Source organism: Staphylococcus sp. IVB6181 (assembly GCF_025561445.1).
GTDB classification, from domain to species: Bacteria; Bacillota; Bacilli; order Staphylococcales; family Staphylococcaceae; genus Staphylococcus; species Staphylococcus simulans_B.
On the sequence record NZ_CP095096.1, the window covers coordinates 456,230 to 469,553 of the forward strand.

At 35.9% G+C, this 13,324-nt stretch carries 8 protein-coding genes; 7 read left to right on the forward strand and 1 reads right to left on the reverse strand.

The window, feature by feature from the left end; genetic code table 11:
• The first annotated feature begins 27 nt into the window (after positions 1–27).
• The 7 genes from MUA90_RS01970 to MUA90_RS02000 all read left to right on the forward strand — a co-directional run bounded on the left by MUA90_RS01970 (position 28) and on the right by MUA90_RS02000 (position 12,730).
• Entirely contained in the window at positions 28–2,532 is a 2,505-nt protein-coding gene (locus MUA90_RS01970; protein WP_262587985.1) for a glycosyltransferase, read from the forward strand.
• A 250-nt stretch (positions 2,533–2,782) separates the two neighbouring features.
• A complete protein-coding gene (locus tag MUA90_RS01975; protein WP_262587987.1) occupies positions 2,783–5,281 on the forward strand; it encodes a glycosyltransferase in 2,499 nt (832 codons plus the stop codon).
• Between the two features lie 242 nt (positions 5,282–5,523).
• On the forward strand, positions 5,524–6,624 hold the full coding sequence (locus MUA90_RS01980; protein WP_262587989.1) for an acyltransferase family protein: 1,101 nt from the start codon (positions 5,524–5,526) through the stop codon (positions 6,622–6,624).
• A 523-nt stretch (positions 6,625–7,147) separates the two neighbouring features.
• Positions 7,148–8,476 (forward strand): APC family permease, encoded by a 1,329-nt coding sequence (locus MUA90_RS01985; RefSeq protein WP_262587991.1) that lies wholly within the window; start codon positions 7,148–7,150, stop codon positions 8,474–8,476.
• A 157-nt stretch (positions 8,477–8,633) separates the two neighbouring features.
• Positions 8,634–9,566, forward strand: a complete 933-nt coding sequence (locus MUA90_RS01990; protein ID WP_262587993.1) for a ketopantoate reductase family protein — start codon at positions 8,634–8,636, stop codon at positions 9,564–9,566.
• Between the two features lie 208 nt (positions 9,567–9,774).
• A complete protein-coding gene (locus tag MUA90_RS01995) occupies positions 9,775–11,262 on the forward strand; it encodes an aldehyde dehydrogenase family protein (RefSeq protein ID WP_262587994.1) in 1,488 nt (495 codons plus the stop codon).
• A 322-nt stretch (positions 11,263–11,584) separates the two neighbouring features.
• Positions 11,585–12,730: a glycosyltransferase family 2 protein gene (locus MUA90_RS02000; protein WP_114604453.1), complete on the forward strand. Its 1,146-nt coding sequence runs from the start codon at positions 11,585–11,587 to the stop codon at positions 12,728–12,730.
• A 56-nt stretch (positions 12,731–12,786) separates the two neighbouring features.
• Here the strand turns inward: MUA90_RS02000 and MUA90_RS02005 are convergent, their stop codons facing one another.
• On the reverse strand, positions 12,787–13,044 hold the full coding sequence (locus tag MUA90_RS02005) for a hypothetical protein (RefSeq protein WP_262587997.1): 258 nt from the start codon (positions 13,042–13,044) through the stop codon (positions 12,787–12,789).
• Positions 13,045–13,324 lie beyond the last annotated feature (280 nt).

A 13,324-nucleotide genomic window follows, 5' to 3' on the forward strand; every position in this document is an offset into this window, starting at 1 on the left:
CAGATAAGATATCAGGAGTGTGTAAAAGTGAATAGTTTAAAACAAATTTTAAAGAACCAAGTTAAACGTAAATATAAATTTATAAGCGATCCTTTGAAAGCAAAACTAAAAAGCAATTTAGTTTCTAAGGTATCAAAATATGCATTTTACTATAAGCATTTTGATACGAATAATTCATTGATTTTGTATGAATCAAGAGATGGTAAAAGCATGACCGACAGCCCTTATGCAGTCTTTTTAAAGCTGCTTTCATCACATGAACATAAAGACTTAACGCATGTATGGGTGGCGGATTCTAAACAAAAGATAAAAGCATTTGAGCAAAAGATGAATTCAGATAAACAAACGATTAAGTACGTGATTAAGGGCAGTGATGCTTACCTCAAAATGCTGGCAACTGCAAAATATCTCGTTAATAATTCTACTTTCCCAAATTATTTTTCAAAGAAACCAGACCAAGTATATGTCAATACATGGCATGGAACTCCTATCAAGGCAATGGGATTGGACATGCATGATAACTTGCTTGCATCTCAAAATGTCATTAAAAACTTTTTAAGTGCAGACATCATAGTAAGTCCTAATACACATACAACTAATATTTTTAAACATGCATACAAGCTAGAAGGTTTGTATAACGGTGAAATCGCAGAAATCGGGTATCCGCGAATAGATTTAACAATTAACAGCGATAAATCAAAAGTGGTTGAAGAACTTGAACAATATGGCATTCAACTAGAGGGTAAACAGCTTTTAGTATTTGCGCCTACTTGGCGCGGTGATGATAATAATCATCCTGAAGACAGCCTAGAGGATCTTTATAAGATTATAGAATCATTATCTGAAACAACACGCTATAAACCGCTTATCAAAGTGCATCCTTTTATTTACGATAAAGCAAAATCATATGCACCGTTAAAACCGTATTTGATACCTGATGCATTTGATACGAACAGATTGTTAAGTGTCACAGATGTATTAGTGACGGATTACTCGAGTATATTCTGTGATTATCTTGTAACAGGCAATCCAATCATCTTTTATGCACCGGATTTTGAAGCGTACAAACATAATAGAGAGCTTTATATAGATACAAAATTATTGCCTGGTCCTACTACAACCAATGCAGAACAGCTTATCGAAGCGGTTAAAGATATTGAAGCAGTTAAAAGTAATTACCAAGATAAATATGCAAACTTCCAAAAATTATATGTGCCGTATGATGATGGGAATGTTACGGATAAATTGATAGAGAAAATGTTCAAAACGCAACCTGTCCATAGACCGCAGAACAAAGAAAATATTTTAATTTATCCTGGCGGAATGATTAATAATGGTATTACTTCATCAATGTTAAACTTACTGGAAAATATTGATTACACTAAATATGATGTGACATTATTCTTAGGGTTTACGAATAAAATAGAAACATTGAATAATCTGAAAAGAGTCAACCCTAATGTGAGAATCATATTAAGACAAGGTCCTTTACTAGCAACGACTTTCGAAAAGTACCAAGATACTATTGTAAGAAATAGAGGACTTCAAACTGATATTGAAAAAGCTGTTTATCCAAAAGCATTATATGAACGAGAGTTTAGAAAGATTTTTGGAAGAGTTGCTTTCGATACTGTAATTGATTTCAGCGGCTATTCAATGTTTTGGTCTAAAATACTCTTAGGTACTGCCTCTCGTAAAAAATTAATCTATCTCCATAGTGACATGGAAAATGATATGAACCGAACTGTAAACGGGGTCAAACCACATTATCAAAACTTAAAAGGTGTCATGAGTTTATATTACAAATTTGATTATCTGGTAAGTGTTTCAGAAGAAACGAAAAGGGTTAACCAAAGTAAAATCAGTACGCCGTTAACTGAAAACAAGTTTGTTTCGGCAATGAATGTGATCAATTTGAAAAAGATTCATGAATTATCAAATGATGATAGTGACTTATTTACTCAAAATAACGAAGAAGTATTAGCATATACAAAAAATCTTGAAGTGAAGTCTGTTCCTTTCAATAAAACTGATTTTAAAATCATGGCGATGGGACGCTTATCTCCTGAAAAAGGATTTGATATCTTAATCTCTGCATTTTACAAAGTGAATCAGACACATCAAAACAGCAAGCTTTATATACTGGGAGAAGGTCCGCTTAGAAATGAACTGCAAAAACAAATTGAGCGTTACGACTTGCAAGACAGCGTATTTTTATTAGGACAGAAAAGCAATCCTTTCTATATTATGAAGCAGTGTGACTTATTTGCGCTTACATCGCATTATGAGGGACAATCAATGGTTCTGTTAGAAGCGTTGACTTTAGGCAAACATATTATCGCATCTGATATTCCAGCTAATAGATATGTCTTGCAAGATGGTGCTTTAGGTTTACTGACAGAAAATATGATAGATGCTGTTGCTGAAAATATTGAAGCATTTATTAAAAATGAAGTGCCAGAGTACGGTGCATTCAACTATGAAGCTTATAATAAAGAAGCGATGGAACAGTTTTATCAATTGCTAAAATAATATTCCATATAATGAACTCTGCTTGAAAATTTTAAGCAGAGTTCTTTTTTTATAATTGAATGTAAATGCTTTCAATAAGTGTTATAATTTTATGAAAGAAACTATGATTTAAGTGAAATTTAAGATGTATTCTTAAATTTAATGTATTTTCGAAAAAACATGAGGATTTAATATTTTACATATGTTTTTTTAGGTATCATGTCAAATGTTTTCGATGATGTAAACATAAAGAGAGATAGAGGTGTTTTCATTGAATAAAATCAGTGGGTTTATACTTAATCAAGCGAAAAGGAAATATAAGTTTATCGAGCAGCCGGTAAGGTCAAAATTGAAAAGCAAGTATGTGGCAAAAACAACAAAGTATGCCAATTTCTATAAGAAGAATGAAGTGAAGGATCATCAAGTGTTGTATCAAGCTAGAGACGGCAAGAGTATGACAGATAGCCCTTATGCGGTATTCAAGTATTTGCTTCAAGATAAGCAATATAAAAAGCTTGAGCATATTTGGATCGTGGATTCACAAAAGAAACAAAAAGAGTATACGAAAAAATTTAAATCAGTGAAGCATGTCCGTTTTATTGTTAAGGAAAGTGATGAATATTTAGAGGCACTGACAACTGCTAAATATATTATTAACAATTCAACATTCCCTGCTTACTTTACGAAAAAGCCGAATCAAGTGTATGTGAATACATGGCATGGGACACCGATTAAAGCAATGGGGCTTGATGTAGAAGATAATTTAGCCGGTTCCCAAAATATCATTAAGAACTTTTTGAGTTCGGATATTTTAATCAGTCCTAATCCGCATACGACTGAAGTATTCAAAAGAGCGTTCAGTCTAAAAGGGTTATATAACGGAGATTTAGCTGAGATCGGCTATCCGCGTATTGACTTAACATTAAATAGTGATAAAAAAGCCGTGCATAAGCGATTGAAACAAAGCGGCTTGAAACTTAAGAAGAAAAAGACATTATTATTCGCACCTACTTGGCGCGGTACTAATGTGAATCAACCAGAAGACAGTGTCGCAGATGTTTATGAAATGGTACAGCAACTTGAAAAACAAACAGACTATCAAGTGATTGTGAAAGTACATCCGTTTGTATATCGAACAGCCTTGAAATATAAAGAATTGAAGCCGTATTTAGTGCCGGATGCTTTTGATACGAATGAATTACTTGGTGCAGTAGATTTATTAGTCACAGATTACTCTAGTATTTTCTTTGATTATTTAGTTACAGATCAGCCGATTGTCTTTTATGCGCCAGACTATGAAGACTATCACAGTGATCGCGGTTTATATATCGAGACTGATTTATTACCAGGACCTTCTGTTTATAATGTGGAAGATTTAGTATCTGCGGTAAATGCGGCAGAAGATAACGAAGCGGTATATCGCGACAAATATGCACGCTTCAAATCACTTTATGTTCCTTATGAAGATGGAAAGGTCACACAACGTTTAGTTGAAAAGATGTTCCAACCGATTACCAGCAATCAAATCAATAACAAAAAGAAAATATTAATGTATCCAGGCGGAATGAAGAATAATGGTATTACGACTTCAGCGATAAATCTGCTTGAAAACATTGATTACGATGTCTACGACGTGACGATCTTTTTAAATAATACGAAAAACCGTGAAATCATCAGCAACTTAAAAGAAGTGAATGAGAATGTTCGTATTATTTTACGAAAAGGACCTTTATTAGCAACTACACTTGAGAAGTACAGAGATACCTTTGTGAAGAACAGAGGGGTTAAGTCAGTGTTGGAAGAAGCGGTTTATCCTGATGAGGCATTTGAACGTGAGTTCAGAAAGATTTTTGGTATTTCAGAGTTTGATGATGTGATTGATTTCAGCGGATACTCTATGTTTTGGTCTAAGATCTTATTAGCCACAAACTCTAAGAGAAAACTGATTTATCTGCACAGTGATATTAAGAGCGATATGAATCGTACAGTGAAGGGTGTCCGCCCGCACTATCAAAATTTAAAAGGTGTCATCAGTCTTTACAATCGCTTTGATTATTTAGTGAGTGTATCTGAAGAGACATGTCGTATTAACAAAGCGAACTTAGCTACATCTAAAACTAAAGATAAATTTACGTCAGCAATGAATACCATTAACCTGACACGCATTAATCAATTAAAAGATGAAGCAACAGACTTCTTTATGCATAAAGGGCAAAAGGTCTTAGCGTATTTAAACAAGGGTGAAATTGCGAGTGTGCCGTTTAATGAAGAAGACTTTAAAGTGATGGCAATGGGACGTTTATCACCTGAGCAAGGGTTCGATATTTTAATTGAAGGCTTTGCGGATGCGGTAAAAGAAAATCCAAATGCGAAGCTTTATATTTTAGGCGATGGTCCTTTGCGCGGCCAATTGGAAAAACTGATCGCCAAATTAGATTTAGAAGCGCATGTGTTCTTAGTCGGGCAAAAACGCAATCCATTCAATATTATGAACCAATGTGACTTATTTGCGTTAACATCGCATTATGAAGGACAGTCTATGGACTTGCTTGAAGCGTTGACAATCGGTGTGCATACATTGGCTTCTAACATTCCGGCTAACCGTTATGTATTGAGATATGGTGATTTCGGAATGCTGACGGAGAATACACCGACAGCTGTAGGTGAAAGTATTAAGAGCTTTATGAATGGTCAAATTCCGCCATATGAAACATTTAAAGGTCAAAAGCACAATGAAATTGCGCTGCAAGAATTATATGATTTACTATAAATTTTTCTAAAAGGTTTGTACGTGAGTGCAAGCCTTTTTTAATGCGCTTTAAAAATCGAAGAGAACTTAATAATATTGCGATTTATATTGCGGAAACTTTGATTTTTACATACAATAAAGAGGATTATGTACATTTGATAGAAGTAAGCACCTTTTAAATATTTCATTGGAGATATTTAAAGGCTTTTTTATGTGCTGAAATAAGAAAGCGTTTTAAAAATTTGAAAGAAGGAGTCGTCAAAGTGAAGAAGAAAATAGAACTGACTTATGCACGGACCATTTTCTGTGTGATTATTGTAATTGTGCATGCGATGACCGGCTTTATCAATGATCCGCATATTTCTGAATTCCAAAAGAAAGCCGTTAGTTATACTCAAGTAATTTTGTTAAGTGCAACACCATGTTTCATCATGCTATCTGAGATGCTGCTGGGTATGCGCTACTCTAATTCCATACCCAAGAACTTTTTGACCAAACGCATCAAGTTTATTTTAGTGCCTTATCTTTGTTTTGCATTGTTTGTCATCTTTGAAATTTATTTTGACCCGAGCAAGCATTTCACACTGAAATATTTGTTGATTAACATATTGCTGGAAGGAAAATTCTTCGGATGGTTTGTGTTGGTTATCTTCCAATTCTTTGTTTTGCACATGTTATTTTACAAAGTTCTAAACAAGATGAAACCATTACTTCCGATAGTGATATCGCTGATTATCAGTTTTACTCATGCAGTATTAATGTATTACAGTACAGCGTATTTGCATTTTTGGGATCAGTTTTATCCGCCGTATAATCGTACGATTATTTTAAACTGGCTCTTTTATTTTGTTGTCGGCTTTTATTTAGGAAAGTACTACGATACAGTGATGGCCTATGTCAAAGCTAAAATTTGGTATGTTGTTTTAATACTCGTGCTCAGCGCGTTAGTGATTGCGTTTGACTTCTTCTATTTGGAAATTAAATTAAACGAGTCGAATCGTGCGGACTTATTTATCTTTACAGTCGCATTCTTCTTGCTTGTGGTTGCTTTATCGAAAATGCTGGGTCGCTTCCACTTAACAGCGTTTTATATGATCAGTGAGATATCGTTTTTCATTTACTTGTCGCATCAGATTATTGTAGAACATATTTCAAGAGGCTTAGCATCATTTGTAAAATATCCAGTGCTCTTCTTCCCGCTGACAACTATTTTTACGTTAGGCTTTTGTGTGGGACTTGCGATTGTCTTGTCTTTCTTCCCTTATATCAGAATTATTGTCGGAAGAAATACTTTATACCCAATGGTATTGAATAACTATGCGGTGAAAGAAGAAAAAGCTGCGACTTTAGAAAATAAAATATAACTGAAAATGAAGGTATCCAATTGCTTGTACAGCAGAGGGTGCCTTCATTTTATATGTGTGAAATAAAAATTTTTGTGATTAATATGTCGTGATAAGTGGAAATACAACCTGTGTAAGAAATTTGAAAAGCCGTCAATTTTAAAAGGAGATGCAAAATAACAAATAAAATGGATGGCGATATAGTATTAAGATGTTAATGATATGTGATTGAAATAGGTTTAAACATATTGTTATTGCCGTTTATACTGGCGTACGTTAAACTGTAAAAGAATGCGTTGTTCACACATTATAGAAGGGGAAAAAGTAACCAGAGACAAATAGGAGTTATTTTTCAGTATAACAGCGAATTCAACGGGGTTAGTAAAATGAGCGGCTGTGTAACACAACAGATGGTATCGATCTTATTTCATCGGATAGAAGTTGTGCGAGCGGTCTTTTATTTTTGCTGCGACATACTGTCTTAATAATGTAAGGCGTCTCTCTAGTTGCTTATCATGCATGAGTAAATGGAGGATAGATAGAAATGAGTAATCAGAATGAGCTAAAACGAAATTTAGGTTTTTTCTCAGCGATTTCTATAGTAATGGGAACTGTAATAGGCGCAGGCGTCTTCTTCAAAGTTTCCAGTGTAGCCGAAGCGACAGGCTCAACAAGTATGGCAATGTTTGTATGGCTGCTGGGTGGTTTGGTGACCATTTGTGCAGGTTTAACAGCAGCTGAATTAGCAGCCGCAATCCCAGAAACAGGCGGACTTGTCAAATACATCGAGTATACTTACGGCAACTTCTGGGGTTATTTATCAGGCTGGGCGCAAGCATTTATTTATTTCCCGGCCAATATTGCAGCATTAGCAATCGTCTTTGCGACACAATTTGTAAACTTGTTTGATATGAAAGACAGTTTAATTGTTCCTGTCGCAATGTTGACGGCGTTATCGATTTATTTCATTAACTGCTTAGGTTCAAAGGCTGGCGGAATGCTTCAGTCTATTACGCTCATAATCAAATTGATTCCGATTATCTTGATTGTAGCCGTAGGCTTCTTCCAAGATACGACAGTTGAATTCTCGCTCTTCCCTATTGATTCAGGTCAGCATCAAGGCTTCTTTACAGCGTTAGGTGCAGGCTTGCTTGCAACAATGTTCGCTTATGACGGCTGGATGCACGTCGGAACAATTGCAGGAGAGTTGAAGAATCCTAAACGCGACTTGCCGGGTGCGATTACAATCGGACTAGGGGCAGTAATGGTTGTTTATCTATTAATCAATGCTGTCTTCTTAATGACGTTGCCGGTATCAGAAATCAGCGGCAACTTAAACGCTGCAAGCGAAGCATCAAGAATGATCTTCGGTGACGGCGGAGGCAAGATTGTCACAATCGGTATTATGGTGTCAGTTTATGGTGCGCTTAACGGTTATTTAATGACAGGTATGCGTGTACCGTATGCAATGGCTGAACGTAATGGATTGCCGTTCAAAAACTTCTTCTTAAAATTAACACCAGGCCAAGCACCTTGGGCCAGTGGTTTAGTACAATTGATTATTGCTTATATTATGATGTCATTAGGTGCGTTCGATACAATTACGAATATGTTGATTTTCGTAATCTGGACATTCTACACAATGGCATTCGTGGCAGTCATTTTGTTGAGAAGAAGAGAACCTGAAATGGAACGTCCTTACAAAGTACCGCTTTATCCGATTGTACCTTTAATCGCAATTGTTTCCGGTATCTTTGTGTTAATTAATACATTGTTCACACAAACATTACTTGCGATGATCGGTATTGTGATTACATTATTAGGTATTCCAATCTATTATTATACGAAGAAGAAAGAACAAAATAACTCATAAATAGTAGGGTTAAGCCGGCAAAATGCCGGCTTATTTTTAACTTGTAGTTGTCATAAAATTCTAACAAAGTAAAATGATTGTGCTAAAATGTAAATGAACACCATTAGATTCGATAGAAATGTTTCTATCGAAATAACAAAATAAGGAGCAGATTCAAATGAAAATTGCAGTTGCCGGAGCAGGCGCTATGGGTGGCCGTGTAGGGACACAAATTCAACAAGCAGGTTATGATGTTACATTTATCGATGATTGGAAACCACATGTAGAAGCTGTTCAAAAAAACGGCTTTGAAATTCAAACAGAAACAGATACGTATACTGTAGATGCCAATATGATTACACCTGATGATGTTAAACATTCATATGACTTAGTGATTATCTTAACAAAAGCGATGCATTCAATTGAAATGTTAACGCAATTAAAAGACAAAGGTGCCATTACAAAAGATACAGCAGTCTTAACAATGATGAACGGTTTAGGACATGACGAACGCTTTTCAAAAGTAGTACCGCCAGAACAAATCTACCTTGCAGTAACAATGTGGACTGCCGGATTAAGAGGACCGGGCCAATTGTTATTAGAAGGTACAGGTACAATTGATTTCCAACGTATCGACGGCAAAGAAAGCGAACGTACACATGAAATCAATAAAGTCTTTGAAGATGCAGGTTTGAATCCTAAAGTCAGTCAGCAAGTGATGCAGTCAGTATGGTATAAAGCAGCATTGAACTGTGTATTGAATCCGCTTTGCACGATTTTAGATAAAAATCTGATCGAGTTTGCGCAATACAAAGCATCAAGAGAAATGGTTCAACTAGTTGTAAGTGAAATTGTTGCGGTCGCAAAAGCCAAAGGTATTGAACTTGATAACGATACGATTATCCATAAAATCGAAGGTGCGTATCCAGCTGATAAACAAGGTTTGCATCATCCGTCAATGCACCAAGATTTATACAGCGGCCGTCTTACAGAGGTAGATTACCTTAACGGTCAAATCGAAGCTTATGGCGAACAAGTCGGTATTCCGACACCAACAAATGCGATGTTGAAACATCTTGTGCATCAATTAGAATTAACACATGTTAAATAATCTGATCGACACTTTTAAACTCTGCTGTTGCGGCAGAGTTTTTTCGTTGTATTTCAGTTTGTAAGCACTTTATATGACGAACATATTTAGTTATGTGATAATTAAAATACAACGAAAAACGAATTACCCACGGTTTTAACAAGGTGAATGTCTTATTTCTATCGCCTTGAGCTATAAATCAATCAACTTTATGAGGAGGATTTCAATCATGAGTGTAAATGTTAGAGATTATATCCAAGACAGTTATGATTTATTTATTAATGGTGATTTTGTACCAAGTGATTCAGGAAGTACAATTGAAGTATCCAATCCAGCAACAGGTGAAGTTTTAACAAAAGTTGCGAAAGCATCTGAAAAAGATGTAGATAAAGCAGTAAAAGCTGCACAAACAGCTTTTGACAGCTGGAGTAAAACACCAAAAGAAGAACGTGTAACATTATTGCGTCAAATCGCATATAAATTACGCGAACAAAAAGACCGTTTCGCAATGATTGAAACATTAAATAACGGTAAACCGATCCGTGAAACATCAACAATCGATATTCCATTAGCAGCACGCCACTTCGAATACTTCGCAAGTGTCATCGATACAGATGAAGGAACAGTCAATGATATGAGCGAGGATGTCATGAGTATTGTACGCCATGAACCTATCGGTGTTGTAGGTGCAGTAGTTGCATGGAACTTCCCAATGTTATTAGCAGCATGGAAGTTGGCACCAGCACTTGCGGCAGGTAATACAGTTGTAATTCAACCATCATCTTCTACACCGCTCAGCTTAATTGAATTAGCTAAAATCTTCCAAGAAGTATTACCGAACGGTGTTGTGAACGTCTTAACTGGTAAAGGTTCTGAATCTGGTAATGCAATCTTCAACCATGAAGGTGTCGACAAATTATCATTCACTGGTTCAACAGATGTCGGCTATCAAGTTGCGGATGCAGCAGCAAAACGTCTTGTTCCTGCAACATTAGAACTTGGCGGTAAATCAGCCAACATTATTTTAGACGATGCAAACTTAGATGTTGCTGTTGAAGGTATCCAATTAGGTATCTTATTCAACCAAGGCGAAGTCTGCAGTGCAGGTTCAAGATTACTTGTACAAGAAGGCATCTATGATAAATTAATGGATCGTCTTAAAGATGCATTCGCACGTATTAAAGTCGGCGACCCATTAGATGAAAGTATCCAAATGGGTTCTCAAACAGGTAAAGCACAAATGGATAAAATCCAAAGCTATGTAGATTACGCAAAAGAATCAGGTGCTGAAATCTTAGTCGGCGGCAATCGTAAAACAGAAGGCGAATTAGCGAACGGCTACTTCTTCGAACCAACAATCATTGCTGTAGACAATAACGATAACAAATTAGCACAAGAAGAAATCTTCGGGCCTGTTTTAACAGTAATTAAAGTAAAAGACGAAGAAGAAGCAATTAAAGTCGCGAACGATTCAGAATATGGTCTTGCCGGCGGTGTATTCACAGAAAACATCAACCGTGCATTAAAAGTTGCGCGCGCAGTAAGAACAGGCCGTATGTGGGTCAACACTTACAACCAAGTACCTGAAGGCGCACCATTCGGCGGCTACAAAAAATCAGGTATCGGCCGTGAAACTTACAAAGCAGCTATCCAAAACTATCAACAAGTTAAAAATATCTATATCGATACAAGCAACCAAACAAAAGGCTTATATTAAGAGCCTGTCATCCTTTGAAAAGGTAGATTTTCAGCCTGAAGGCAAACGGTACAGCCCTTGCCTTCGGGCTTTTTTTATGCTTTTCTATCTTAATTCTAAGGCTATTATTTCAATGAGATTAATAATATTTAGTTTCTGTAAAAATGTAAGGTTTTATTAGAAAAAACCTAGAGCTATCACGTATAATGTGAATCAAAATCATAGATATGCATTGAAAAGCAGGAGATGTTTAAATTTAATGTTCAAAAGCGGGTATAGTATGAAATAACCCATAATGATGTATATTAAGTGGCGACATTTTAAAATAGAACGGAGCTATAGAATGGTTAAAGTAAGAATGTTAATCCCATGTTTTAATGAGGAAGATGTTATCAATTACACATACAAAGAACTAAGAAAAGTATTAGACCAAGATTCTAAAGCGAAACATTACGATTACGATCTGCTCTTTGTGGATGACGGCAGTAAAGATCGTACGATTGAAATGGTGAAAGATTATAGTAAGTATGATTCACATGTAAAATATATCGAATTCAGCCGAAACTTCGGCAAAGAAGCAGCAATGTATGCTGGTTTGGAACAAAGCCAAGATGTAGATGCGGTCATTATCTTAGACGGTGATTTGCAGCACCCGCCTGAATTGATTCCGCAAATGATTGAAAAGTATTTAGAAAATGGTACAGACCAAGTTATCGCAAAACGCAACAGAGAAGGCGAAAAAGCGACGCGTAAATTGATGACGCATTGTTATTATAAATTGATTAACCGCTTTGTAGATGTACCGATTGAAGACGGTGTCGGAGATTTCCGCTTGCTTAGCCAGCGTGTTGTCAAAACATTGGCTGAATTAGATGAAACACAGCGTTTCTCTAAAGGATTATTCTCTTGGGTCGGTTATAAAACCGAAACAATTGAATATGAAAACCAAGAGCGTATTGCAGGGGATTCTAAGTGGTCCTTCTTTAAACTATTAGATTACGGCGTAGACGGTATTATTTCATTTAACAATAAGCCGCTGCGTACGATTATGTATTTCGGTATTGGTATCTTTGGTATCAGTATCATTTATCTATTAATCAACTTCTTGTTAATCCTATTTAACGGCATTAAAGCACCAGGTTACTTCACAACTATTTTTGCGATTCTATTCTTAGGCAGTATTCAATTAATTTCACTCGGTGTTATGGGAGAATATATCGGACGTATTTATTATGAAGTGAAGAACCGTCCGAAATATCTTCAGCAAGATTCTAATCTAAATGAAGCATCAGAAGAAAAGAAACGCAGAGAACATTTCTATGCGGTCAACAGCAGAGATAAACGCCATCGCAATATTGAACCGCTGCATCACGCAATGGCTAAACCAGAAGAGCCGGTATCCTATAAAACGAATTTGCAAGAGCGTGAACAAAGAGAAGCAGATGAAAAGACAGAACAAGCACATAGAATTAAACAAATGAATTTTTAAAGATTTGATAAACAAAGGAGAAGCAGCACAATGTATGTGTCGCTTCTCCTTTGTTTTTAGGCGGTTTCATCATGTGAACGGTCGGATTTATAACCTTGCGATACGATAAAGAATTCGCCCAATACGATCAAAATGATTGTTGAAGAAAGTGATGAGAGATGGGCAATATAAAAGCCAATCATCACAATTAAATAAATGACAGGAACGATAAATTTCCAATTGCCTCCGAGTTTGGATGCGACCAGCTTTTGTAAAATGACCGCAATGATAAGTGCCAAAATCGGAATAATCCAGTGCATAACACTATCTGACATAATTAAGATGCTCCTTTATTTAAGATCTGATTTCTCGTTATGTTCTTTCTTCTTAGCCAAAGCTTTATTTTGTTTATTACGTTTGAGTTGCTGTTCTAAACCAAAAAGCTGCAAGGCACCTATTACTGAGAAAATGATAAAAGTAGAAAACGTAATGATTTTTGTTAAAAGCAAGACCAGCATAATTATCAAGAAGAGTATGGGGACCACAAACTTATATTTTTTGTTAGTATGCTGGATAATATAATTCTGTCAAAAGAATGCCGCTAGATACAATACA